This is a genomic window from Streptomyces sp. NPDC001904, from assembly GCF_040297005.1.
Classification (GTDB): domain Bacteria; phylum Actinomycetota; class Actinomycetes; order Streptomycetales; family Streptomycetaceae; genus Streptomyces.
In genome coordinates this window covers 149965-173970 of record NZ_JBEOYI010000014.1, presented here as the reverse complement: position 1 = coordinate 173970, position 24006 = coordinate 149965, and the positions used below count along the sequence as shown (strand labels likewise).

18 protein-coding genes, 1 tRNA gene and 1 pseudogene are annotated in these 24006 nt (G+C 71.4%); 6 read left to right on the top strand and 14 right to left on the bottom strand.

Annotated features, from left to right (window positions below; translation table 11 throughout):
* Window positions 1-75: 75 nt before the first annotated feature.
* A complete protein-coding gene (locus ABT127_RS23090) occupies window positions 76-756 on the top strand; it encodes a helix-turn-helix domain-containing protein (RefSeq protein ID WP_351453127.1) in 681 nt (226 codons plus the stop codon).
* Window positions 753-2362, top strand: a pseudogene (locus tag ABT127_RS23085) (tyrosine-type recombinase/integrase). The gene ABT127_RS23090 and the pseudogene ABT127_RS23085 overlap by 4 nt, the downstream one beginning before the upstream one ends.
* 128 nt (window positions 2363-2490) lie before the next feature.
* On the opposite strand, the gene ABT127_RS23080 reads toward ABT127_RS23085, so the two are convergent.
* The 5 genes from ABT127_RS23080 to topA form a co-directional block, all read right to left on the bottom strand.
* Window positions 2491-2564 (bottom strand) — tRNA-Thr (locus ABT127_RS23080).
* A gap of 105 nt (window positions 2565-2669) precedes the next feature.
* The gene (locus ABT127_RS23075; protein WP_351453125.1) at window positions 2670-4250 is read right to left on the bottom strand and encodes an alpha/beta hydrolase; all 1581 of its coding nucleotides are present in this window, start codon (window positions 4248-4250) and stop codon (window positions 2670-2672) included.
* Window positions 4251-4330: 80 nt separating this feature from the next.
* Entirely contained in the window at window positions 4331-5536 is a 1206-nt protein-coding gene (locus ABT127_RS23070) for a DNA polymerase III subunit delta' (protein ID WP_351453122.1), read from the bottom strand.
* Window positions 5537-5621: 85 nt separating this feature from the next.
* Window positions 5622-8795 carry a dTMP kinase gene (gene tmk, locus ABT127_RS23065; protein ID WP_351453119.1) on the bottom strand — a complete coding sequence of 1058 codons (3174 nt, stop codon included), beginning with the start codon at window positions 8793-8795 and terminating at the stop codon, window positions 5622-5624.
* A 160-nt stretch (window positions 8796-8955) separates the two neighbouring features.
* On the bottom strand, window positions 8956-11799 hold the full coding sequence (topA, locus tag ABT127_RS23060; RefSeq protein WP_351453116.1) for a type I DNA topoisomerase: 2844 nt from the start codon (window positions 11797-11799) through the stop codon (window positions 8956-8958).
* A 441-nt stretch (window positions 11800-12240) separates the two neighbouring features.
* Here topA and ABT127_RS23055 point away from each other — a divergent pair, with 441 nt between their 5' ends.
* The 3 genes from ABT127_RS23055 (at window position 12241) to ABT127_RS23045 (ending at window position 13692) form a co-directional block, all read left to right on the top strand.
* Window positions 12241-12753 carry a TM2 domain-containing protein gene (locus ABT127_RS23055; RefSeq protein WP_351453114.1) on the top strand — a complete coding sequence of 171 codons (513 nt, stop codon included), beginning with the start codon at window positions 12241-12243 and terminating at the stop codon, window positions 12751-12753.
* Entirely contained in the window at window positions 12737-13153 is a 417-nt protein-coding gene (locus ABT127_RS23050) for a DUF2752 domain-containing protein (RefSeq protein WP_351453111.1), read from the top strand. Before ABT127_RS23055 ends, ABT127_RS23050 begins: the two co-directional genes overlap by 17 nt.
* A gap of 248 nt (window positions 13154-13401) precedes the next feature.
* The gene (locus tag ABT127_RS23045) at window positions 13402-13692 is read left to right on the top strand and encodes a TM2 domain-containing protein (RefSeq protein ID WP_351453108.1); all 291 of its coding nucleotides are present in this window, start codon (window positions 13402-13404) and stop codon (window positions 13690-13692) included.
* Window positions 13693-13762: 70 nt separating this feature from the next.
* Here the strand turns inward: ABT127_RS23045 and ABT127_RS23040 are convergent, their stop codons facing one another.
* The 6 genes from ABT127_RS23040 to bldG form a co-directional block, all read right to left on the bottom strand.
* Window positions 13763-13960 (bottom strand): hypothetical protein, encoded by a 198-nt coding sequence (locus ABT127_RS23040; protein WP_351453105.1) that lies wholly within the window; start codon window positions 13958-13960, stop codon window positions 13763-13765.
* A gap of 109 nt (window positions 13961-14069) precedes the next feature.
* Window positions 14070-15626: a DUF7059 domain-containing protein gene (locus ABT127_RS23035; RefSeq protein WP_351453102.1), complete on the bottom strand. Its 1557-nt coding sequence runs from the start codon at window positions 15624-15626 to the stop codon at window positions 14070-14072.
* Window positions 15627-15909: 283 nt separating this feature from the next.
* On the bottom strand, window positions 15910-16491 hold the full coding sequence (locus ABT127_RS23030; protein ID WP_351453099.1) for a small secreted protein: 582 nt from the start codon (window positions 16489-16491) through the stop codon (window positions 15910-15912).
* 216 nt (window positions 16492-16707) lie between these two features.
* Window positions 16708-19113, bottom strand: coding sequence for a sodium-translocating pyrophosphatase (locus ABT127_RS23025; RefSeq protein ID WP_351453096.1), 2406 nt, complete (start codon window positions 19111-19113; stop codon window positions 16708-16710).
* Window positions 19114-19401: 288 nt separating this feature from the next.
* Window positions 19402-19833 (bottom strand): ATP-binding protein, encoded by a 432-nt coding sequence (locus tag ABT127_RS23020; protein ID WP_351453094.1) that lies wholly within the window; start codon window positions 19831-19833, stop codon window positions 19402-19404.
* A 145-nt stretch (window positions 19834-19978) separates the two neighbouring features.
* Window positions 19979-20320: an anti-sigma factor antagonist BldG gene (gene bldG / locus ABT127_RS23015; RefSeq protein WP_003975386.1), complete on the bottom strand. Its 342-nt coding sequence runs from the start codon at window positions 20318-20320 to the stop codon at window positions 19979-19981.
* A 109-nt stretch (window positions 20321-20429) separates the two neighbouring features.
* Here bldG and ABT127_RS23010 point away from each other — a divergent pair, with 109 nt between their 5' ends.
* Window positions 20430-22856 (top strand): DEAD/DEAH box helicase, encoded by a 2427-nt coding sequence (locus ABT127_RS23010; RefSeq protein WP_351453091.1) that lies wholly within the window; start codon window positions 20430-20432, stop codon window positions 22854-22856.
* On the opposite strand, the gene ABT127_RS23005 is transcribed toward ABT127_RS23010, so the two are convergent.
* From ABT127_RS23005 to ABT127_RS39360, 3 genes are read right to left on the bottom strand one after another with little or no spacing between them, the layout of a single operon-like run.
* A complete protein-coding gene (locus ABT127_RS23005; RefSeq protein WP_351453089.1) occupies window positions 22828-23304 on the bottom strand; it encodes an Rv3654c family TadE-like protein in 477 nt (158 codons plus the stop codon). The two genes, ABT127_RS23010 and ABT127_RS23005, sit on opposite strands and share 29 nt — an antisense overlap.
* Window positions 23301-23702 (bottom strand): TadE family type IV pilus minor pilin, encoded by a 402-nt coding sequence (locus ABT127_RS23000; RefSeq protein ID WP_351453087.1) that lies wholly within the window; start codon window positions 23700-23702, stop codon window positions 23301-23303. Before ABT127_RS23000 ends, ABT127_RS23005 begins: the two co-directional genes overlap by 4 nt.
* Entirely contained in the window at window positions 23689-23826 is a 138-nt protein-coding gene (locus ABT127_RS39360; RefSeq protein ID WP_502971762.1) for a DUF4244 domain-containing protein, read from the bottom strand. The genes ABT127_RS23000 and ABT127_RS39360 overlap by 14 nt, the downstream gene beginning before the upstream one ends.
* Between the last annotated feature and the right edge of the window lie 180 nt (window positions 23827-24006).

The following is a 24006-nucleotide window of genomic DNA, read 5'->3' as shown; positions in this document are numbered from 1 at the left end:
GAGCCCTCGGCGAACGCGGCATCACGTCCGGCTCCAGGCGATCACCAACCATCATCGGGGAGCTAATGTGTCTCCATGACACAACGCGGTTTTGATCCTGGAGATGACGAGGACGACGTCCCCGAGTGGGTGGATCAGGTGATGGCCACGGTGGCCGCCGAGGTCCGCAGACGAAGGAAGGAATTGCGCATGAGCGCCCAGGACCTGGCCGACCGCTGCGCGGAGATCGGCCATCCGATCCCGCGCAACGTGATCGCCAACATGGAATCCGGCCGCCGTGCCAACCTGCCCCTGGTCGACGTCCTCGTCCTCGCCGAAGCCCTGCGGACCTACCCCATCTGCCTGCTCTACCCCGTCGGCTACGTCGACCGAGTCCAGCGCCTCCCCCTGCAGCACTCCGACCCGACATGGGACGCCATGCGCTGGTTCACCGGCGACATCGAGGACTTCGGCATGGAAGACGACATGCTCCGCTCCTTCCGCGCCCACATCCGCCACCAGCGCGCCGCCCTGGCCGCCCTGAAAGGCGAGAAACACGAGCGCTGGAAGGCCGAGACAGCGCCCAACCAGGCCGAACGCGAGGAAGCGGTACTCGCCCAAGCCGACTACGCCGAAAGGGCGTTGGAAGCCAAGTACCGGCTCCGCAGCGCCCGCGCCTTCATCCGCGAAGACGGCGGCACACCACCGCACCTGCCACCAGAACTCGCCGACGTCGACCCACCCGTCGGCAACACCGATGAGGAGAATGATCTTTGAAGGGTTCCACCCACCGCCGCTGCTACTGCCGCGACGCCTACACCGGGAAGCCGCTCGGCAAGCAGTGCCCGAAGCTCTCCAGCCGCAAGCACGGCTCGTACTCCATACGCCAGGAACTCCCGCCCCGCGAAGACGGCACCCGCCGCTCCTTCAGCCGCGCCCGCTACGACTCCCTCAAGGCCGCCCAGGCCGACCTCGACCACATACGCGCCCTGCTCGGCCTCGCCGACACCGACGACCCCGAGGGCATGGCGCTGATCGCCGCCATGCTGGAGGGGGTCGGCGACGAGAAGTCGCCACTGCCGGATGTCGAGGAGACCCGCCGGCGCCTGAAGTCCGGTCAGGACCTGATCGGTCGCCTGACCGTCGGCGAGTGGCTCGATCGGTGGCTCGACGGCAAGCGCATCCGCAAGTCGGGACTCAGCCGCTACGAGACCGATATCCGGTTCCACTTGAAGCCTCGGATCGGCCACCACCGTCTCGATCGGCTGCGCGTGAGCCATCTCAGCGACATGTTCACGGCCATCTCCGACGCCAATGCCGAGATCCTGGAGCAGAACGCCCAGCGCCGTGCCGCGGTCGAGGAGTTGGCCACCGTTCCGTGGAAGGGCGTGGACAACCGCGCCCGCCGCAAGGTGATGAAGACGGCGATCGATGCCATGCCGCCGTTCCGGCGTGTGACCGGCCCGGCTACCCGGCTGCGTATCAAGGCCACGCTGCGGTCTGCGTTGAACGACGCAATCGGCCAGCAGATCCTCACCTTCAACCCGGCCGCCCACGTCGAGCTCGACCCCGCGCGCAAGCCGAAGGCCCTGGTGTGGACCGACGCGCGGGTCGCCAGGTAGGAGCAGACGGGCGAGAAACCCTCCCCCGTCATGGTCTGGACGCCCGAACAGACCGGCGCGTTCCTCGACTTCCTCGCGGAGGACCGGCTGTACGCGATGTGGCACCTGATCGCCTTCCGCGGCCTGCGGCGAGGCGAGGCATGGCATGCGCGCAGCCCTGGTCAGAGACCAACCTCGACGACCACTCCCTGACCGTCTCCGCCCAGCTCGTCCAGGACGGGTGGGAAGTCGAGACCTCCGAGCCCAAGACGGACAGCGGCTTCCGCGTGGTCGCCCTCGACGACGACACCGTCAACGTCCTGAAGCGGCACCGCGAACAACAGGACGCGGACCGCGAGGAGTGGGGAACGGCCTGGGTCGAGACCGGCATGGTCTTCACCCAGGAAGACGGCTCCTGGCTCCACCCCGGGAAGGTGACCGACCTCTTCGAGCGCCTCGTCGCCGCCTCCGGACTCCCGCCGATCCGGCTGCACGACCTCCGGCACGGGGCGGCCACACTCATGCTCGCCGCCGGCATCGACGTGAAGATCGTGTCGGACACCCTCGGACACAGCGACACCCGCATCACGCGGGACATCTACCAGAGCGTCCTGCCGCAGGTCGGCAAGAACGCGGCCGAGGCCACCGCCAAGCTGGTCCCGCTTCAGCGGAAGACCGAGGCGGAGGAGGCCGCCCGTAAGGCCGCCAAGAAGGCCAAGGACAAGGCGAAAGCCGAGGCCAGGGCCAAGAAGAAGGCCAAGCGGAAGAAGCCCAAGAAGTAGGGCACCGGACCGCCCGGCTCACGCATCGCTCACGCAAGCCATCTCGCGGCATTCCGGCCGTGTGACGCGTCATGCCCCGAGCAACACAAAAGGCCAGGTCACGGGCTATGTGACCTGGCCTTTGCCGGAGCCGCCTTCGGGATTCGAACCCGAGACCTACGCATTACGAGTGCGTTGCTCTGGCCATCTGAGCTAAGGCGGCGCCGCCGAGCGCACCGGAGTGCGTTGGCAACGTCGTCAATCCTACACGCTCCCAGGGGGTGCTCCGCCCACCCTTTTTGACCAGGCAACGATCACATCGCACCGGCTATGAGCAGCGCTTTCCGTCCGTCGGCGGGGTGCCGGTCAGGAGGTAGGTGTCGATCGCCCCGTCGATGCAGGTGCTGCCGCGGCCGTACGCCGTGTGGCCGTCGCCCTCGTAGGTCAGCAGGCGGCCCGAGGAGAGCTGGGAGGCGAGGGACTTGGCCCAGCCGTAGGGGGTCGCCGGGTCGCGGGTGGTGCCGACCACGACGATGGGGGCGGCGCCGTCGGCGGTGATGCGGTGGGCCTCGCCCGTCGCCGGGACCGGCCAGCTCGCGCAGTTCAGGGAGGCCCAGGCGAGGCCGGGGCCGAAGACCGGGGAGGCCTTCTCGAAGTCGGGGAGGGCCGCCTCGACCTCCTTCGCGGAGGTGAAGGCCGGGGCTTGGTCGAGGCAGTTCACGGCGGCGTTGGCGAACATGAGGTTGGCGTAGGAGCCGTCGGGGTCACGCTCGTAGTAGCTGTCCGACAGGGCCAGCAGGCCCGCGCCGTCCTTCTTCTTCAGCGCGGCGGTCAGCGCGTCCCGCAACTGCGGCCAGGCCGCCTCGTCGTACATCGCCGCGATCACACCGGTGGTGCCGAGCGCCTCGCCCAAGGTGCGGCCGTCGGGGTCGCCGGTGGCCAGCGGGGTGCGGTCGAGGGCGGTGAAGAAGTCCTTCAGGCGCTGTCCCGCCTGCTCCGGCGTGCCGGTGCCGAGCGGGCAGTCGGCGCGGGCCGTGCAGTCCTTCGCGAAGGAGGTGAACGCCGTCTCGAATCCGGCCGTCTGCTCCAGGTTCAGCTCGCGGGCCGGCAGCGACGGGTCCATCGCGCCGTCCAGGACGAGCCGGCCCACCCGCTCCGGGTACAGGCCCGCGTAGGTCGCGCCGAGGAAGGTGCCGTACGAGGCGCCGACATAGGTCAGCTTGTCGTCGCCGAGCGCCGCCCGGGCGAGGTCCATGTCGCGGGCCGCCTCGACGGTGGAGACGTGCGGCAGCACGCGCTTCGACGTGGCGTCGTGCGTCTCGCAGCCGGACGCGAACTTCTCGTAGGAATCGTTCAGTTCAGTCTTCTCGCGCGCGTCGTCCGGGGTCATGTCGGTCTGCGTGTACGCGTCCATCTGCTTGCCGTCGAGGCAGGTGACGGGCGCGCTGCGGGCGACACCGCGCGGGTCGGCGGCGACCATGTCGTAGCGGGCCCGGACCCCGGCGGGATAACCGATGCCCGCGTACGCCTGGAGGTAGCCGATCGCCGAGCCGCCGGGGCCGCCCGGATTGACCAGGAGCGAGCCGAGGCGCTTGCCGGGGCCGGTGGCCTTCTTGCGGGAGATCGCGAGGTCGATGTCGCCCGCGGACGGATCGTCGTAGTCGAGCGGCGCCTTGAGGGTCGCGCACTGGAAGCCGGCGACTCCGCACGCCCGCCACTTGAGCGACTGGTGGTAGTACGAGGTCAGTTCGGCCGGGGTCGCGCCGGGCAGTGCCGCCAGGGAGGCGGCGTCGGCGGTGCCCGACCCTCCCGGGGAGCAGCCCGCCATGCCGGTCAGCAGGAGGGCCGAGGCGGCGAGCAGGGCGGCCGTGCGGCGGGGCGAGGTCGGAGAGGGACGCCTGAGGTGCATCGAGTGAGCGTAACGCTCCGCAGGGGTGACGTGACTCTGCGCTGTCGGATGATCTCACCCGCCGTGCCCGCCCGGCGGGGCTATCCCGCCCGCAGCGCCACCGTCATCGCCTCCACCGCGAGCAGCGGCGCGACATTGCGGTCCAGGGCCACCCGGCACGCCCCGATCGCCTCGATCCGGCGCAGCGTCGCCTCGGGCGAGCTGCCCCGGGCGACCCGCTCCAGCGTGTCCTGGATCTCGACGTTGGCCAGGGCCACCGCCGAACCGAGCTGCATCGCGAGCACGTCCCGGTACACGCCGGTGAGGTCGGTGAGGGCCAGGTCGAGGCTGTCGCGCTGCGATCTGGTGCGGCGGCGCTTCTGCTTGTCCTCCAGGTCCTTCATCACGCCGGCCGTGCCGCGCGGCATCCGTCCGCCGCTCTGCGCGCCGAGCGCCGCCTTCAGCTCCTCGGTCTCCTTGGTGTCGACCTCTTCGGCGAGCTGCTTGGAGTCCTCGGCCGCCGCGTCCACCAGCTCCTGCGCCGCCTTGAGGCAGCCGCCGATGTCCTCCACGCGCAGCGGGATCTTCAGCACCGCCGCCCTGCGCTCCCGCGCGCGCGGGTCGGTGGCCAGGCGGCGGGCCCGGTCGATGTGCCCCTGGGTGGCGCGGGCGACGGACGCGGCGACGGCCGGCTCGATCCCGTCACGTCGTACGAGCATGTCGGCGACGGCGTCGACGCCCGGGGTGGACAGGGTGAGCAGGCGGCAGCGGGACCGGATGGTCGGCAGCACGTCCTCCACCGAGGGCGCGCACAGCAGCCAGACCGTGCGGGGAGCGGGCTCCTCGACCGCCTTCAGGACGGCGTTCGCCGATTTCTCGTTCAGCCGCTCCGCGTCCTCGACGAGGATCACCTGCCAGCGGCCGTTCGCCGGAGCCGTGTACGACTTGCGGACGGTGTCGCGCATGTCGGCGACGAGGATCTGGGCACCGTCGGCGGCGATCGTCGACACGTCCGCGTGCGTACCGAGCAGGGCGGTGTGGCAGCCGTCGCAGAACCCGCAGCCGGGGGCGCCGCCGAGCGCCCGGTCGGGGGACACGCACTGCAGGGCGGCGGCGAAGGCGCGGGCCGCGGTGACCCGGCCCGCGCCGGGCGGTCCGGTGAACAGCCAGGCGTGCGTCATCTTCGACGCGGGGGGCGGCGGGGTGTCCGAGGCGGCCGCCGTCACCAGGGCGTCCGCGTCCCGCGCGGCCGCGTCCAGCGACGTGATCACGCGCTCCTGACCGACCAGGTCGTCCCACACGGCCATGGGGATACCGCCCTTCCTCGAGCTTCAGCCCCATTGTGCCGGGCGGCACCGACAGTCCGGGCATCCCGGACCCGCGGGCGGCTCCCTACCGCCTGCGGCCGCCCCGGCGGCCCCGTCCGTCCTCGTCGTCGTCCCGCCCGCCGAGCAGTTCGTCGGCCAGCGACGGCAGATCGTCGAGCGGGGTCTCCTCCGCCCAGTCGGAGCGGGGGCGGCGGCGCGGCCGGCCCTCCTCGTCGATCTGCGGCAGCTCGGCCGTGCGCTCCGCGGAGCTCTCCGGCGCCGGCCGCTCGTCACGGAAGTAACCCGGCGGCACCCGGTCCGCAGGGTTCCGCGCGTCCCCGGAGGGGTCCGGCACCTGCGGCAGTACGGCCGTCTCGTCCGAGGCGCCGACGGGCGGCTGCGGCAGCACCGCGGTCTCCTCGGCGTCCGAGGACGAGGGCGACGGCGACGGCGACGGCGACGGCGAAGTCGGCTTCGACGTCGGCGTGGACGGTTCGGACGGAACCGCGGGCAGCACCGCCGTCTCCTGGGCGGCCGACAGGTCCTCGATCCGCACCACCGGCGTCGGCACGGTCACCTCGTTGTCCGGGACGTCGTGGACGTCCGGGGCGGCCGCGGCCGGCTTGGTCTCCTCGACCTTGCGGAACTGCACCGTCCGGCCGGTCTCCGCGGCGGCGGCACTGGCCCGGGCGGCGAGCCGCCGGGCCTCCTCGGCCCGCAGCAACGCCTCCTCGGCCTTGCGCTGCTTCTCCAGGCGCCGCTCCTCGGCCTCGGCGCGCAGCCGCGCCTCCTCCTCGGCCTGCCGCTGGCGGCGCTCGTCCTCCGCCTTGCGGGCCGCTTCCTCGGCGAGCAGCCTGACGCGCTCCTCCTCGGCCTTGCGGCGCGACTCCTCGGCGCGCTTGCGGGCCTCCTCGGCCTGGCGCTCGGCCTCGATGCGCTGCGCCTCCTCCAGCTCGCGGCGCTTGCGCTCCTCCTCCTCGGCGCGCAGCTTGGCGAGCTGCTCCTGCCGCTCGCGCTCGACGCGCTCCTCCTCGGCCTTGCGGGCGGCCTCTTCCTCGGCCTTGCGGCGGGCCTCCTCCTCGGCGGCCTTGCGGGCCTCCTCGCGGGCCTGGATCTCGGCCTCGGAGAGCGGGAGCAGCGTGTCGAGGCGGTGGCGGATGACGGTGGTGACCGCCTCCGGCTCCTGCCCGGCGTCGACGACGAGGTAGCGGCCGGGGTCACCGGCGGCCAGGGTGAGGAAACCGGAGCGCACGCGCGCGTGGAACTCCACCGGCTCCGACTCCAGCCGGTCGGGCGCCTCGGTGAACCGCTCGCGGGCGGCCTCCGGGTCGACGTCGAGCAGCACGGTCAGGTGCGGTACGAGACCGCTGGTGGCCCACCGGTTGATCCGGGCGACCTCGACCGGCGACAGATCGCGGCCCGCGCCCTGGTAGGCGACGGACGAGTCGATGTACCGGTCGGAGATGACGATGGCGCCGCGCTCCAGGGCGGGGCGGACGACGGTGTCGACGTGCTCGGCGCGGTCGGCGGCGTAGAGCAGCGCCTCCGCGCGGTGGGACAGGCCCGCCGAGGAGACGTCGAGCAGGATCGAGCGGAGCCGCTTGCCGACCGGGGTGGCTCCCGGCTCGCGCGTGACGACGACCTCGTGGCCCTTGTCCCTGATCCACTCGGCGAGCGCGGCCGCCTGGGTGGACTTGCCGGCGCCGTCGCCGCCCTCCAGGGCGATGAAGTAACCGGTGGTGGCGGGGGCCTGCGCCGGGTCGTGCCCGCCGAGCAGCGCGTCGCGCAGGTCGTGGCGGAGCGGTACGCCGCTGCGGTCGTCGGCCTTGGCGAGGACCAGGGCGGCGACGGGCAGCAGCAGCGCGCCGACCAGCATCAGCGTGAACGCGGCGCCGCCGTGCGCGAAGACGAACTTGCCGTTCTCCAGGCGGTGCGGGCCGATCAGCGCGGCGAGGAGCGGGGCGAGCAGGGCGCCGAGTGCGAGGGAGACCCGTACGACGGCCTGCAGGTGCTCGGTGGTGCGGGACCTGCGGTACTCCTCGGACTCCTGGTCGAGGAGGGTGTGCCCGGTGTTGGCGGCGATGCCCGCGGTGACACCGGAGAGCGCGAGGATGAGGATCACGGTGGTGACGTCGGGCACGAGCCCGGCGACGAGCAGGCCGATGCCGGTGAGCGCGATGGCGAGGGCCAGCAGGCGGCGCCGCGAGAGCGACGGCAGCACGGCCGGCGCGGACCTGATGCCGACGACGGTGCCGCCGGTGAGCGCGAGCACCAGCAGCCCGAAGGTCACCGGGCCGCCGTCCAGGTCCTTGGCCTGGAGCACGGACACGGCGACGGCGGCCGAGACGGCCCCGGCGACGGCGGCGCAGGCCAGGACGAGCAGCGGGATCGCGCCCGTACGTCCCTTGTCCGGGCCGGTGGCGGTCCGAGGCCGGCGCAGCCCCTCAAGGGGCGACCGCGCGCGCGGGGTCTGCGTGTCCGGCAGTTCGAGGAAGAAGACGACGGACAGCGAGGCGGCGAAGAGCCCCGCGGCCACGTACGACGAGAGGGCCGCCTGGTGCAGGTCGAACCAGTCGAGGCCCGCGCCGATCAGGTTCTGCACGAGGGAGACGACCAGCAGGACCGCGGCCGCCAGCGGTACGGCGACGAACGCGGTCCGCAGCGACAGGCGCCTCAGGGCGTCCATGTGGTCCGGCAGCGGGCGCACGGCCGCGCCCTCCGGGGGCGGCGCGGGCAGCAGGGCGGGCGCCGCGCTCTCCTTGGCGACGGTCCAGAACCGCTCGGCGACCCCGACGACGAAGGCCGTCACGAGGATCAGCGCCAGCGCGTTGTCCGGGGTCCAGTCGATCCACAGGGGCGCGACGATCAGCAGCGCGGCCCGCAGCCCGTCGGCGCAGACCATGGTCCAGCGCCGGTCGAGCGGGCCGCCGGGGGTGGTCAGTGAGGTCAGCGGTCCGAGCAGCACGGCTCCGAAGAGCAGGGTGGACAGGACGCGCGCCCCGAACACCGCGGAGACGGCGAGGGCCACCCCGCGGTATCCACCGCCGAACGACCCTTCGGAAATGGCCGCCTGAAGCGTGAGCACCACCAGCACAAGCAGCCCGAGGACATCACCGACTCCACCGACGAGCTGCGCCGACCACAGTCGTTTCAACTGGGGTACGCGCAGGAGGGCGCGCACGGCGCGCTCTCGGGAGTCCGCTACCAGGGCGTCGTCTGGGGCCGTGTGGGGGGCCGTTGGCTGCTCGGCACGGGTCATTCGTCCAGCCTATCGGGACCGACCGACACTCCGTGGGCCCGGTCCGAACAAATGGACGCCCCCGGTACAACTCCCGGGGGCGTCCGTGTGTCTACGTACGAAGGCCGCTTCGGCAAACCGTGCCCTACCTGGCAAACCGGTCCGCCGCGGCCACGGCGTCCTACTCGTCGACCGCCTGGGAAGCAGCCGTCTTCTTGGCTGCGGCCGTCGTCTTCTTCGCCGTGGTCGTCTTCTTCGCGGTGGTCTTCTTGGCCGCCGTCTTCTTCGCGGTGGTCGTCTTCTTGGCGGCGGTCTTCTTGGCCGGCGCCTTCTTGGCGGCCTTCTTCGCCGTCTTCTTGGCGGGCCCCTTGGCCCGCTTCTCCGCGAGCAGCTCGTAGCCGCGCTCGGGCGTGATGTCCTCCACGGAGTCGGCCGCCCGCAGGGTCGCGTTGGTCTCGCCGTCGGTGACGTACGCGCCGAAGCGGCCGTCCTTCACGACCACGGGCTTGCCGCTGACCGGGTCCTCGCCCAGCTCCTTCAGCGGCGGCTTGGCGGCCGCGCGCCCGCGCTGCTTGGGCTGGGAGTAGATCTCCAGCGCCTCTTCCAGCGTGATGGTGAAGAGCTGCTCCTCGGCCGTCAGCGAGCGCGAGTCGGTGCCCTTCTTCAGGTACGGCCCGTAGCGGCCGTTCTGCGCGGTGATCTCGACGCCCTCGGCGTCGGCGCCCACGACGCGCGGCAGCGACATCAGCTTCAGGGCGTCGTCGAGGGTGACGGTGTCGAGCGACATCGACTTGAACAGCGACGCCGTCCGCGGCTTGACCGCGTTCTTGCCGGTCTTCGGGGTGCCCTCGGGGAGCACCTCGGTGACGTAGGGGCCGTAGCGGCCGTCCTTGGCGATGATCTGGTGGCCGGACGCCGGGTCGGTGCCGAGCTCGAAGTCGCCGCTCGGCTTGGCGAGCAGCTCCTCCGCGTACTCGACCGACAGCTCGTCGGGGGCGAGGTCCTCGGGGACGTCCGCGCGCTGGTGGTTCTCGGAGTCCCGCTCGCCGCGCTCCACGTAGGGGCCGTAGCGCCCGACGCGCAGCACGATGTCGTTGCCGACGGGGAAGGACGAGACCTCGCGGGCGTCGATCGCGCCCAGGTCGGTCACGAGCTCCTTCAGGCCGCCGAGGTGGTCCCCGTCGCCGTTGCCCGCGTCGGCCGCGCTCGCGTCGCCCGAGCCCTCGCCGAAGTAGAACCGCCGCAGCCACGGCACGGCCTGCGCCTCACCGCGCGCGATGCGGTCGAGGTCGTCCTCCATTTTGGCGGTGAAGTCGTAGTCGACGAGCCGGCCGAAGTGCTTCTCCAGCAGGTTGACGACGGCGAACGACAAGAAGGAGGGCACGAGGGCCGTCCCCTTCTTGAAGACGTAGCCGCGGTCGAGGATCGTGCCGATGATCGACGCGTACGTCGACGGGCGGCCGATCTCGCGCTCTTCCAGCTCCTTGACGAGCGAGGCCTCGGTGTAGCGGGCCGGGGGCTTCGTCGCGTGGCCGTCGACCGAGATCTCCTCGGCGGACAGCGCGTCGCCCTCGGTGACCTGCGGCAGGCGCCGCTCACGGTCGTCCAGCTCCGCGTTCGGGTCGTCGGCGCCCTCGACGTAGGCCTTCAGGAAGCCGTGGAAGGTGATCGTCTTGCCGGACGCGCTGAACTCGGCGTCGCGGCCGTCGGAGGACGTGCCGCCGATCTTGACCGTGACGCTGTTGCCGACCGCGTCCTTCATCTGGGAGGCGACGGTGCGCTTCCAGATCAGCTCGTAGAGCCGGAACTGGTCGCCGGTCAGGCCGGTCTCGGCGGGCGTGCGGAAGCGGTCGCCGGACGGGCGGATCGCCTCGTGCGCCTCCTGCGCGTTCTTGACCTTGCCGGCGTACGTGCGCGGCTTGTCCGGCAGGTAGTCCGACCCGTACAGCTGCGTGACCTGGGCACGAGCGGCCGAGACCGCCGTGTCCGACAGGGTCGTGGAGTCGGTACGCATATAGGTGATGAAGCCGTTCTCGTACAGCTTCTGGGCCACCTGCATGGTCGCCTTGGCGCCGAAGCCCAGCTTGCGCGAGGCCTCCTGCTGCATCGTCGTCGTACGGAACGGGGCGTACGGCGAGCGGCGGTACGGCTTGGACTCGACCGAGCGGACCGCGAACGACGTGTTCTCCAGGGCGGCGGCGAGCGCCCGCGCGTTCGCCTCGTCCAGGTGGAGCGTGTTCGCCGAGTTGCCGCCCTTGATCTGGCCGAGCGAGTCGAAGTCGCGGCCCTGCGCGATGCGCTTGCCGTCGACCGCGGACAGCCGGGCGACCAGGGAGGACGGGTCGGACGGGTCACCGGCCCGGCCGGTCGCGAAGGTGCCGGTCAGGTCCCAGTACTCGGCGGAGCGGAAGGCGATGCGCTCGCGCTCCCGCTCGACGACGAGGCGGGTGGCCACCGACTGGACGCGGCCCGCCGACAGCCGCGGCATGACCTTCTTCCACAGGACCGGCGAGACCTCGTAACCGTACAGACGGTCGAGGATGCGGCGGGTCTCCTGGGCGTCGACCATGCGCTTGTTCAGCTCGCGCGGGTTGGCCACGGCGGAGCGGATCGCGTCCTTGGTGATCTCGTGGAAGACCATCCGGTGGACGGGAACCTTGGGCTTCAGGACCTCGAGGAGGTGCCACGCGATGGCTTCGCCCTCGCGGTCCTCATCGGTGGCGAGGAAGAGTTCGTCGGAGTCCTTCAGCAGGTCCTTGAGCTTCTTGACCTGGGACTTCTTGTCGGCGTTGACGACATAGATCGGCTCGAAGTCGTTCTCGACGTCGACGCCGAGGCGGCGCACCTCACCCGTGTACTTGTCGGGCACCTCCGCGGCGCCGTTGGGGAGGTCGCGGATGTGCCCGACGCTCGCTTCGACGACGTATCCAGGGCCGAGGTAGCCCTTGATCGTCTTCGCCTTGGCGGGCGACTCGACGATGACGAGTCGGCGGCCGCCCTGTGCGGTCTCGCTGGTCGGGGACAACTTCGCTCTTCTCTCCGGTCGGCGGTCTGGGCCGTTCTCTGGCCGCGGCTGGCGCCGCTGATTGGCACTGCTGCGGAGTGTGACGGTACCTCCCGCCGGTGTGTCAAACGGGAAAAGCACGCAGCAGCCACTCGGAACGGTAACCCGACTCCTCGTGATCCTGCCCCCGGACCGGGGAGCGGAGCCACACGCTCCGGGTACCCGCGTCCTCACTGTGTGTGCCACACATCTGCGCCGGGCGGCCCGATTCCGGTCACGGGTCCCGCCCCGCGCCCCGTCCCGGATCCTGCCCCGAGCATCCCGGCCGGGCGCCGGTCGAGGAGGTCGCTGCCCGCCCTCACTCCCCGTCCCGGAGCGGTCCTGACAAGATGGCGGGTGGCTGGGGGAGCCCGCGGGAGCCTCCGGCGCGTCCCCAGGCTTCCCGATCGCAGGAGCACCCCGATGTCCGACAGCAATCCCTACGGCCAGCCGCCGAAGGACCAGAATCCTTACGGCCAGCAGCCCCCGCAGCCGCCGCAGGCCCCGCCCGGCCAGGGACCGTACGGCTATCCGCAGCAGGGCTCGCCGCAGCCCGGCTACGGCTACCCCCAGGCGGGCTCCCAGCCCGGTGCCGGGTACGGGTATCCGGGCGGTGCTCCCGGTGGCGCGCCGGGCGGCTACCCGCCCCCGCCGGGCCCCGGCATGGGCATGGGCATGGGTTACGACCCGAACGCGCCCTACGGCTACGACCCGTACGGTCGGCCGTACTCCGACAAGTCCAAGGTCGTCGCAGGCGTGCTGCAGCTCTTCCTCGGCGGCTTCGGCGTCGGCCGCTTCTACATCGGCAACGTCGGCATCGGCCTGGCCCAGCTGTTCACCTGCGGCGGCCTCGGCATCTGGGCGCTGATCGACGGCATCATCCTGCTGACCAGCAACAACACCACGGACTCGAACGGCCGTGTCCTGCGCGGCTGACGGCCCGAACCGGGTCAGGTCCCTGTGGCGGCACCCTGCGACGGCCCCCGTGGGGGTGCTCGCCGCGGGCGCCGTCGGCGCGCTCTATCTGTACGGCACCAACCCGCACGAGGCGGGCCACTGGCTGCCCCGCTGCCCGTTCCGGTGGGCCACCGGGCTGCTCTGCCCGGCGTGCGGCGGCACCCGCATGGTGTACGACCTGATGCACGGCCAGTTCTCGGCAGCCTGGCACGACAACCGGGCGCTGCTCATCGCCGCCCCGTTCGCCCTCGCGCTGCTGGGACGCTGGGCCTGGGAAGGGCTGCGCGGACGCCGCTGGCAGCCCCGGATCCCGGTCCGCGGCCAGGCGGCGATCCTGGCGACCGCGCTCGTCTGGACCGTGCTGCGCAACGCCTTCTGACGCGCCCTCAGCGACTGCGCCGCGCGGCGGCATCGGGCGGTACCGCGACTCACCCGCACCGCGATCCCCTCAGGTCACAAACCTGCCACGAAAGCTTGTGATTGCGTCAAGCGCAGCCCAAGTACCTCTAAATTTGTGCATTCCGAGGCGCGCAACGTCCCCACACGGCGCATCTGCCTCACCACCACCATCCGCTCAGCAGCACGGCCGTGTGCCGTGCCTTGTGTTGTCCCCGAGGAGCATTGCGCATGTCCTACACCGAGCAGCCCGGCCAGCCCGGCCAGTCCGACCCCAACGCCCCGTACGGCTACGACCCGCAGGGCCGTCCGTACTCCGACAAGTCCAAGATCGTCGCGGGCGTTCTCCAGTTCTTCTTCGGCTGCTTCGGTGTCGGCCGCTTCTACGTCGGCAGCACCGGCGTCGCCCTCGGCCAGCTGTTCACCTGCGGTGGCCTCGGCGTCTGGGCCCTGATCGACTCGATCCTGTTCTTCACGAGCAACGACCGCACCGACAAGCAGGGCCGCGTCCTGCGCGGCTGATGCCCGGTACCCGAAAGGGCCCGCCCCGCGATTGCGGGGCGGGCCCTTTCGTACGTACGGCGCCGGGCGGTCACACCCGCCCGAAGCACCACACCGCGAGTCCCAGGGACACCGCCCCGACCACGCCGGTGAGCACCGCCGCGGCCACCGGGTGCGCGGCGTCCGTCACCGGCTCCCGGTGCAGGGTGCGCGCCCCCGTCCATGCCACGAGACCCGCTCCGAACAGCGCGAACACCGTGCCCGCGAAGAGCGCGGGGGTACTCTCCATCGCCTTGCCTCCCGGATCGCGGGTACCGGTCGCGGTACCCAGGCAGGCGACGGTGACACGGGCAGGCCAACCCCGGGTGAACTCTCGTACAGCGCCGGGCGAAGAGCGGTTAGCCGACCGTGTCGGCGGCCGGGCCCGCGGGCTCCAGGAAGCCCTGCTCGACCAGGGTGCGGATCTGTGCGGGCACCTGGTCGCGCAGCAGCACCGGCTCCTCGCCGACGAGTTGGGCGATGGCGTCCAGGATCGTGCCGGCGCTCAGCGACCCGTCGCACACCCCGGCGAACCCGGCGGCGACCGTGTCCACCTTGGTGGCCCGGCGCATCCCGCGGCCCTGCCGCAGCACGACGTGCTCCGGGTCCTCGGCGCCCGGCAGCCCGACCTGCTCCTGCACGACCTCACCGGCCAGCACGAAGGACGACTGGAGCAGCGCCGCGTCGTCGTGGGTGCGCAGCCAGTCGACCCGCTCGAAGTGCGCCCGCACGACGTCGCCGAGCGGCTGCTCGACGGGGTGCGGCCACTCCTCGACCACGATCGACGGCTCGTCATGGGCGGTGCGGCGCAGGGAGATCCAGCCGAAGCCGACGGCCTTCACCTTGCGTGCCTCGAACTCGTCCAGCCAGGCGTCGTACCGGGCCGCGTACTCCGCCGGGTCGGTGCGGTGGTCACCGGCGTCGCGCAGCCACAGCTCGGCGTACTGCGTGATGTCCTGCACCTCGCGCTGCACGATCCAGGCGTCGCAGCCGCGCGGCACCCACGAGCGCAGCCGCTCGGTCCACTCCTCCCCCTCGACGTGCTGCCAGTTGGCCAGGAACTGGGCGTATCCGCCTTCGTTCAGGTGCTCCCCCGCTCCCTGAACGATCGAGCGGCACAGATCGTCCCCGCTCATCCCGCCGTCGCGGTAGGTGAGCCGGGCGCCGGGCGAGATCACGAAGGGCGGGTTGGACACGATCAGGTCGTACCGGGCGTCGTCGCCGTCGCCGACGGGCTCGTACAGCGAGCCCTCGCGCAGGTCGGCCGCCGGGGCGCCGGACAGCGCGAGGGTCAGCGCGGTGATGTGCAGGGCACGGGAGTTGAGGTCGGTCGCGGTGACCCGGGTGGCGTGCCGGCCGGCGTGCAGCGCCTGGATGCCGGAGCCGGTGCCGATGTCGAGGGCGGCGCCGACGGGCGTGCGGACGGTGATCGCGGCGAGCGTGGTGGACGCGCCGCCGACGCCGAGGACGACTCCCTCGTCGCGCGAGCCGATGCCGCCCGCGCCGCCGACGGCGCAGCCGAGGTCGGACACGATGAACCAGTCCTCGCCGTCCGGGCCGCCGTACGGGCGTACGTCGACGGTCGCGGCCAGCTCGTCGCCGCCCGCCTCCCGCAGCCAGCCGCTCTCCAGGCACAGGGCGACGTCGAGGACGGCGGCCAGCCGGTCGCGGGCGACGGGCTGCTGCAGCAGGAAGAGCCGGACGAGCGTCTCCAGGGGGCGATCGCCCCGGGTGGCGCGCAGCGCGGGCACGGTCTCGCTGCGGGCGAGCGCGGCGTAGGCGGGGGCTCCGAGCAGGTCGAGCAGCCCGTCGGCGGTGAACTCGGCTTCGAGGAGTGCCGCGCGCAGGGCACGGGTGCCCTCCGGGCGGTCGGTGGTGGGCAGGGGGGCGGCAACGGGAGAACTCACGCCGCCCATTGTGACGCGTCCGCCGGGGTGGAGGTGGTTCGCACGGCTGCGGGCCGGTGGGGCTTCTCGCGCGGTTCCCCGCGCCCCTGAAGCATGCGCTTCGCGCAGCTTCCCCTGAGCGAGCGAAGCTCGCTTCCAGGGTCGCGGGGAACCGCGCGAGCAACCACGACGCGACCGGCAGACGCGAGACGACAGGCGACCCGACAGACGCAGAGGCGGCGGCCCGGACAGACGACACCCCCGGCGCGGCGCACGGCGGCGCAGCCCCGGGGGCGGGTGAAACAGGGCCGGACTACGAGGCCGACGGCGTAGCGGATGCGCTCTTGCAGCTCTCCTGCTTCGCCATCGCCTTGCCGACGTCCCCCTCCTCCAGGTTCTTGAGCGCGTCGCTGCCGCTCTGGCTGAGCTTGTCCAGCTCGCCCGCGATGCCCTTGAGCCCCTCGGCGAACTTGGCCTGGTCGTCGGTGTCCAGCTTGTCGACCTGCCCCTTCAGGTCCGCGTAGGACTTGGAGATCTTGTCCAGTTCCTCGACCGCGTCCTGCTGCTTGGTCTTGCCGTCGTCGACCGGCGGGGCGCCCGCCTTGTCGACCGCGTCGCCGATCGCCTTGTAGGCGTCGGACATGTCCTGGAACGCCTGGGCGTCCGTCTTCTTCACGTCGGCCGGCGCGCTGTTGTCCGACGTCTGCTTCTGGATCGCCGCGTTCGCGGACTCGATCTTCTTCGCCTGCGGCTGGACCTTGTCGCAGACCTGCTTGGCCCAGGAGTCCAGCTTCTCGTTGCTGTCGTCGCTGCAGCCCGACAACGCCAGTACCAGTACCGCACCGCCGGACAGTGCGGCTGCAAGCTTCTTGTTCACCGGGTTGGTCCCTTCCATGGCTTACGGCCCCGGAACTTACACGCCGAGCACACGACAAGTGCACCTCGGGCGTTCGATACGACCGCTTTCTTGACCTTTAGCAGCCATTTGCACCAAGGGAGAGAAGGCTCACGGGTCGCGCGGCGGAAAGTTCACCGCGGCCCCCGAACACGCAGGTGGGCGGGGAGCGCGCCAAAGCGCGCTCCCCGCCCCTGGGTTGATGCCGGGTCAGGTCTACCGGTGCTGCGACACCACCTCCGGGTCCGCCTGCTCGGGCACCCGTCCGGGTTTCCCGTCGTCGTCCGGGTCGTCGCCGACCACGATGCCGCGTCGCTTGGAGACGTACACCGCGCCGATGATGACGCCCAGCGAGACGACGGCGATCACGACCCGCACGGGCACGCTGGCGTCGTCGCCGTAGCTGAATTTGACGACCGCGGGCGCGATCAGCAGCGCGACGAGGTTCATCACCTTCAGGAGCGGGTTGATGGCCGGGCCCGCGGTGTCCTTGAAGGGGTCGCCGACCGTGTCGCCGATGACGGTGGCCGCGTGCGCCTCGCTGCCCTTGCCGCCGTGGTGGCCGTCCTCGACGAGCTTCTTGGCGTTGTCCCACGCGCCACCGGAGTTGGCCAGGAACACCGCCATGAGCGTGCCGGTACCGATGGCTCCGGCGAGATACGCGCCGAGTGCGCCGACCCCGAGGGTGAAGCCGATCGCGATCGGCGCCATGACGGCGAGCAGGCCGGGCGTGGCGAGCTCCCTGAGCGCGTCCTTCGTGCAGATGTCGACGACGCGCCCGTACTCCGGCTTCTCGGTGTAGTCCATGATCCCGGGGTGCTCGCGGAACTGCCGCCGCACCTCGTAGACCACCGAACCCGCCGACCGCGAGACGGCGTTGATGGCGAGCCCGGAGAAGAGGAACACCACCGCGGCTCCGGCGATGAGCCCCACCAGGTTGTTGGGCTGGGAGATGTCCATGACCAGGTTCATCGGCCCGCCCTCGCCGACCTTCTCGCCGACGTCGCTCGCGGCCGTGAGGATCGCGTCGCGGTACGAGCCGAAGAGCGCGGCCGCCGCGAGGACGGCCGTGGCGATGGCGATGCCCTTGGTGATGGCCTTCGTGGTGTTGCCGACGGCGTCGAGGTCGGTGAGCACCTGCGCGCCCGCGCCCTGGACGTCGCCGGACATCTCGGCGATGCCCTGGGCGTTGTCGGAGACGGGCCCGAAGGTGTCCATGGCGACGATTACCCCGACGGTGGTCAGCAGCCCGGTGCCGGCCAGCGCGACCGCGAACAGCGCGAGCATGATCGACGTACCGCCGAGCAGGAACGCGCCGTAGACGCCGAGTCCGATCAACACCGCGGTGTACACGGCCGATTCGAGCCCCACCGAGATGCCCGCGAGGACCACGGTCGCCGGGCCCGTCAGGGAGGTCTTGCCGATGTCCCTGACGGGGCGCCGGGTGGTCTCGGTGAAGTAGCCGGTGAGCTGCTGGATGAGGGCCGCGAGCACGATGCCGATGGCGACCGCGATGACCGCGAGGATCCGCGGGTCGCCGTCCTTGGCCCGGATGGCGGCGTCGGTGACCCCGTCCAGGTCGGCGTACTTGCCCGGCAGGTACAGGAAGACGGCCGCGGTCACCAGGGCGAGCGAGATCACCGCGGAGATGAAGAACCCGCGGTTGATGGCACTCATGCCCGAGCGGTCGGTCCGGCGTGGCGCGACGGCGAAGATGCCGATCATCGCCGTGACGACCCCGATCGCGGGCACGATCAGCGGGAACGCGAGCCCGGAATCGCCGAAGGCCGCCTTGCCGAGGATCAGCGCGGCGACCAGCGTGACGGCGTACGACTCGAAGAGGTCGGCGGCCATTCCGGCGCAGTCGCCGACGTTGTCGCCCACGTTGTCGGCGATGGTCGCGGCATTGCGCGGATCATCCTCCGGAATGCCCTGCTCGACCTTGCCGACCAGGTCGGCGCCGACGTCGGCGGCCTTGGTGAAGATGCCGCCGCCGACCCTCATGAACATGGCGATCAGCGCGGCGCCGAGCCCGAATCCCTCCAGCACCTTAGGCGCGTCGGCGGCGTAGACGAGCACGACGCAGGAGGCGCCGAGCAGTCCGAGCCCCACGGTGAACATGCCGACGACGCCACCCGTGCGAAAAGCGATCTTCATTGCGTGGTGCGAGACCGCGGTGAGATCTTTTTCCGGCTCACCCTCCGCCGGTGTCGCTTCCCTGGCCGCCGCGGCCACACGCACATTACTGCGCACCGCCAGCCACATTCCGATATAGCCGGTGACCGCCGAGAAGACCGCGCCGATCAAGAAAAAGATCGAACGCCCGGCGCGCTGATTCCAGTCGTCGGCCGGCAGCAGCAGGAGCAGGAAGAACACCACGACGGCGAATACACCGAGGGTGCGCAACTGTCGCCCCAGATACGCTTTCGCGCCTTCCTGCACCGCGGCCGCGATCTCTTGCATGGATGGAGTGCCCTCGCCGGCCGCGAGCACCTGACGCACCAGGACCCCTGCGACGGCGAGCGCCGCGAGCGCGACGAGCGCGATGACGATCACGATCAGTCGGTTGTCGTCCGTCAGAACTGCGGCTGCGAGGCTTGCGAACTGAGAAGGCTCCGCCATTCGTCCTCCTTGACGCTTGGGCTGAGCTCAAGATGTGGACGGATTGTAGGGAGCGGAACCTGATCTCAACAGGGCGCCGCAAACGGAATTGTTCTCCACCAGAAGAATGATCTATAAACCCCGCTAATTCACTGAGGGCATTAGCGTAGGCGAACGATCTAGAAACGTGATCGAGGAAAATCAAGAAAGCCCCTGATCGCCTTTACGGTGATCAGAGGCTTGAGAAAAAACACACAAGCGGAGAGCTGTGGCCCTGGGCTATGCGGCCCAGGGATGTGTGGCCAAGGGCTACGGGAGCAGGGTCGTGGGCAGCGTCGGCCAGCTCATCCGGATCAGGCCGCCGTCCGCGTCCGCAGTGACCTCGACATCGTCGACGAGGCCGCTGATGACCGCGAGGCCCATCTCGTCCTCGCCCTCCGCGTCCGGATCACCGGCCGCGCCGGGGGCTCCTGGAGCCGCGACGGTCGCGTGCGGTGCCTCATCCCCGACCTCGATGGAGAACTGCTTCTCCTCCTCGATCAGCGCCACCCGCACCGGCGCCGTGATGCCGCCCGCCTGGTGCAGGCCGACGGCACGGGAGCAGGCCTCGCCCACGGCGAGCCTGACCTCGTCGAGCACGGCCTCGTCCACGCCTGTCCTGCGCGCCATCGCGGCCGCCACCAGGCGGGCCGTGCGGACGTGCTCGGGCAGAGGGCTGAAGCGGAGTTCGACGGTGGCCATGCATCCCCCTCGGACGTACGGGCGTGCTCTCGGGGACCGGGCACGGTTCTTGGCCGCCCGATCCCCGTCTCTCTATCGATCTTCCCGCGACGAGCCGACCCATTCACCCGGCTGGTGCGCCGGACGGCCCGGTCGGGTCGCCGGCTCAGTCGGTCGCCGCGACGGCTTCCTCGACCGAGGTGTGGATCGGGAACACCTTGGTCAGACCGGTGATCCGGAAGATCTTGAGAATGCGCTCCTGGTTGCAGACCAGGCGCAGCGAGCCCTCGTGGGCACGCACCCGCTTGAGACCGCCGACCAGCACGCCGAGCCCGGTGGAGTCGAGGAAGTCGACGCCCTCCATGTCGACGACAAGGTGGAAACTGCCGTCATTCACCAGCTCGACCAGCTGCTCGCGCAGCTTGGGCGCGGTATACACATCGATTTCTCCACCGACCTCGACGACCGTACGATCGCCGACGGTACGGGTCGACAGGGACAGGTCCACGGATCCTCCAGCACCTTGCTATCGAGCGGTCGCCCCTCGGGGACACCTCGGCTTGATCCCCCGGGACGGTTCGCCAGCCGCGAAGGCATTCAATCACTTACCAGCAGGCATGCACGACGCCTTGGAAGCATTGTCCGTCACGCCAGTGACAGACTCGGAGCCGATGGCCAAGAATCACCGATCCGAACGACCCGCGGCCTCCGACGCCTCCCGCCCTGCTCCCGGGGCGATTCTGGACAGGCTCACCACGGGTCCGAGCAGGGCTGCGCGCATCACCCATACGGAGCACTTGCCCCCTCGTCCGGGACGTCATGCCGTCTGGCCGGATCGGATCCGTGCCGAGGTCGTCGCAACCGTCCAGGAAGCCGGTATCGAGCACCCCTGGGCCCACCAGGCACTGGCCGCGGAGCACGCGCTCGACGGCGATTCGGTGGTCGTGGCCACCGGAACGGCCTCCGGGAAGTCCCTGGCGTACCTCGTCCCGGCCCTCTCGGCGCTCCTGGACGGCTCCGAGGCGCCGAACGGCCGCGGGGCGACCACCCTCTACCTCGCCCCGACGAAGGCGCTCGCCGCGGACCAGTGCCGATCGGTGAAGGAACTTTCACAACCGCTGGGCACGGCGATCCGGCCGGCGGTGTACGACGGCGACACCCCGTTCGAGGAACGGGAGTGGGTGCGCCAGTACGCCAACTACGTCCTCACCAATCCCGACATGCTGCACCGCGGCATATTGCCCTCGCATCCGCGCTGGTCCTCCTTCCTCAAGGCCCTCAAGTACGTCGTCATCGACGAGTGCCACACCTACCGCGGCGTCTTCGGCAGCCATGTCGCCCAGATCCTGCGCCGCCTGCGCCGCCTCTGCGCCCGCTACGGCTCCGATCCGGTCTTCCTGCTGGCCTCCGCCACGGCGGCCGATCCCGCCGTCGCCGGACAGCGCCTGACGGGCCTGCCGGTCGTCGAGGTCGCCGACGACGCCTCTCCCCGCGGCGAGCTGGTCTTCGCCCTCTGGGAGCCGCCGCTCACCGAGATGCAGGGCGAGAAGGGCGCCCCGGTGCGCCGCACGGCGACCGCCGAGACGGCCGATCTGCTCACCGACCTCACCGTGCAGGGCATCCGCTCGGTCGCCTTCGTACGGTCCCGGCGCGGCGCCGAGCTGATCGCGGTGATCGCCCAGGAACGCTTGGCCGAGATCGACCGCTCGCTGCCGCGCCGGGTGGCCGCCTACCGCGGCGGCTACCTCGCCGAGGAGCGCCGCGCCCTCGAAGCCGCCCTGCACTCCGGCGAACTCCTCGGCCTCGCCGCCACCACCGCCCTCGAACTCGGCATCGACGTCTCCGGCCTCGACGCCGTGCTGATCGCCGGCTATCCAGGCACCCGGGCCTCCCTGTGGCAGCAGGCGGGCCGGGCGGGCCGCTCGGGCCAGGGGGCGCTCGCGGTCCTCGTGGCCCGTGACGATCCGCTGGACACCTACCTGGTCCACCACCCGGAGGCCCTCTTCGAGCAGCCGGTGGAGTCGACGGTCCTCGACCCCGACAACCCCTACGTCCTGGCCCCGCACCTGTGCGCGGCCGCCTCGGAACTCCCGCTCACCGAAACGGACTTCGCCCTGTTCGGCCCAGCGGTCGACGACCTCCTGCCGCAGCTGGAAGCGGCGAAGCTGCTGCGCCGCCGCTCCGGCACCAAGGCCTGGCACTGGACGCGCCGCGAGTCCGCCGCCGACCTGGCCGACATCCGCGGCGAGGGCGGCAACCCCGTCCAGATCGTCGAGGCGAGCACCGGCCGGCTCCTCGGCACGGTCGACGCGGGCTCGTCCCACACCACCGTCCACGACGGAGCCGTCCACCTCCACCAGGGCCGCACCTACGTCGTCAAGCACCTGGACCTCGACGACAACGTCGCCCTGGTCGAACCTGCGAACCCCACCTACTCCACGACGGCCCGCGACACCACGGCGATCTCCATCCTGGAGACGGACGTCCAAGTCCCCTGGGGCGACGGCTCGTTGTGCTACGGATCGGTGGAGGTCACCAACCAGGTCGTCGGCTATCTGCGCCGCCGCCTGATCACCGGCGAAGTCCTCGGCGAGACCAGACTCGACCTCCCTCCTCGCACGCTGCGCACCCGGGCGGTGTGGTGGACGGTCACCGAGGACCAACTGGACGCCGCCCGCGTGAACCCCGAGATCCTCGGCGGCGCGCTGCACGCCGCCGAACACGCCTCCATCGGCCTGCTCCCCCTCTTCGCCACCTGCGACCGCTGGGACATCGGCGGCGTCTCGATCCCGCTGCACCCCGACACCCTGCTGCCGACGGTCTTCGTCTACGACGGCCACCCGGGAGGGGCGGGCTTCGCCGAGCGCGCCTTCCACACCGCCAAGGAGTGGCTGACCGCGACCCGTGAGGCCATCGCCTCCTGCGAATGCGAGGCCGGCTGCCCGTCCTGCATCCAGTCCCCCAAGTGCGGCAACGGCAACGATCCGCTGCACAAGCGGGGGGCCGTCCGGCTTCTCACGACGCTGCTGGAACAGGCGCCGTAGGGCGTTCCGCGCTCTCTCGGGTCGGGGTCTGCCCCGGGCCGGCCGGTACCGCCCCACCGGGTTCCCCCGGTACCACCGGTACCGCCCCGGCGGGTCCCGCCCGCGCCCGTACCTCGGCCGCCAGTACTCCGCTGCCCGCTCCCGCCGTCACCTCGGCCACCTCCCCGCGGACGGCGCACCGCACGACTCTCGCCCCCTGTGCCCGGGCCACCCGGTCGGCGAGCGCGCAGGCCCGCGCCGGGCCTTTCGTCCACTGGTCGGCCGCCGCCAGTGCGGCCAGGTCGGCCGCGCCGCCCGCGCGGTGCCGCAGCTGCACCGCCTGTCCCAGAGCGAGGACCCCGCCGAAGACGGCGCCCACCGCGGCCATCGCCATGACCACCCAGACGGTCGCGGACCCTCGGTCTCCTCTCAGCCGTGAACGCCGTCCCGTGCTGTCCCGACCCGTCATGTCGTCCCCTCCCAGCCCTGCCCGGGGGCGGCGTCCGGGGCGGTCGTCTCCTCGGCCGCGGCGACGGCCTCCGCGCTCAACTCCACGCCGAGCGGCCCCGGCCCGGCCGCCCGCGCCAGCACCGTCACCCGGACCAGCTCTCCCTCCCGCCTCACCTCGACCCGCGCGCCCCGTGGGGCGGCCTCCCGGGCGGCAGCCACGGCGGCGCTCTCCGGCTCCTGCCGGGCCACCGCCCTGGCCCCGGTCCGCGCGGCGTCCACGCAGCGGATCTGCTCGGACGCCGCCACCACCGCCCAGACCAGCGCCATCGTGAACGCCACGAGCACGGGCAGCACCACCGCCGCCTCCGCCGTCACGAACCCACGGTCCCGGTCCCGGCCCGTTTCAGAACGAGCCATGGAGTGCCTTCGCCACCAGCGACTCCAGCGTCGACTGGACCACATCGCTCGTCACCACCTGGTAGAGCACCCCGGCGAAGCCGACCGCCGCGATCAGCCCCACCGCGTACTCCGACGTGACCATTCCGGCGTCCCTGCGCGCCGCCGACCGCACGTCCCGCGCCCACGTGCGCAGACCTCGCCGCAGCCGCCGGCACATGCTCGTCGCCCTCGTCCCACGCGTTCCGTTCATCTCAACCCCCGTACGAATCAGTGAACTTACGAATCAGTGAGCTTCGGAGATCCGGCCGTTCCGGATCTCCCT

Coding starts and splice junctions, on each gene's coding strand:
- ABT127_RS39360 (WP_502971762.1), bottom strand. CDS start 23,826: ATGGTCACGTCGGAGTACGCGGTGGGGCTGATCGCGGCGGTCGGCTTC.
- ABT127_RS23000 (WP_351453087.1), bottom strand. CDS start 23,702: ATGGCTCGTTCTGAAACGGGCCGGGACCGGGACCGTGGGTTCGTGACG.
- ABT127_RS23030 (WP_351453099.1), bottom strand. CDS start 16,491: ATGGAAGGGACCAACCCGGTGAACAAGAAGCTTGCAGCCGCACTGTCC.
- ABT127_RS23040 (WP_351453105.1), bottom strand. CDS start 13,960: ATGGAGAGTACCCCCGCGCTCTTCGCGGGCACGGTGTTCGCGCTGTTC.
- ABT127_RS23090 (WP_351453127.1), top strand. CDS start 76: ATGACACAACGCGGTTTTGATCCTGGAGATGACGAGGACGACGTCCCC.
- ABT127_RS23010 (WP_351453091.1), top strand. CDS start 20,430: ATGCACGACGCCTTGGAAGCATTGTCCGTCACGCCAGTGACAGACTCG.
- ABT127_RS23035 (WP_351453102.1), bottom strand. CDS start 15,626: ATGGGCGGCGTGAGTTCTCCCGTTGCCGCCCCCCTGCCCACCACCGAC.
- ABT127_RS23070 (WP_351453122.1), bottom strand. CDS start 5,536: ATGGCCGTGTGGGACGACCTGGTCGGTCAGGAGCGCGTGATCACGTCG.
- tmk (WP_351453119.1), bottom strand. CDS start 8,795: ATGACCCGTGCCGAGCAGCCAACGGCCCCCCACACGGCCCCAGACGAC.
- ABT127_RS23045 (WP_351453108.1), top strand. CDS start 13,402: ATGTCCTACACCGAGCAGCCCGGCCAGCCCGGCCAGTCCGACCCCAAC.
- ABT127_RS23075 (WP_351453125.1), bottom strand. CDS start 4,250: ATGCACCTCAGGCGTCCCTCTCCGACCTCGCCCCGCCGCACGGCCGCC.
- ABT127_RS23020 (WP_351453094.1), bottom strand. CDS start 19,833: ATGGCCACCGTCGAACTCCGCTTCAGCCCTCTGCCCGAGCACGTCCGC.
- ABT127_RS23025 (WP_351453096.1), bottom strand. CDS start 19,113: ATGGCGGAGCCTTCTCAGTTCGCAAGCCTCGCAGCCGCAGTTCTGACG.
- ABT127_RS23005 (WP_351453089.1), bottom strand. CDS start 23,304: ATGACGGGTCGGGACAGCACGGGACGGCGTTCACGGCTGAGAGGAGAC.
- ABT127_RS23055 (WP_351453114.1), top strand. CDS start 12,241: ATGTCCGACAGCAATCCCTACGGCCAGCCGCCGAAGGACCAGAATCCT.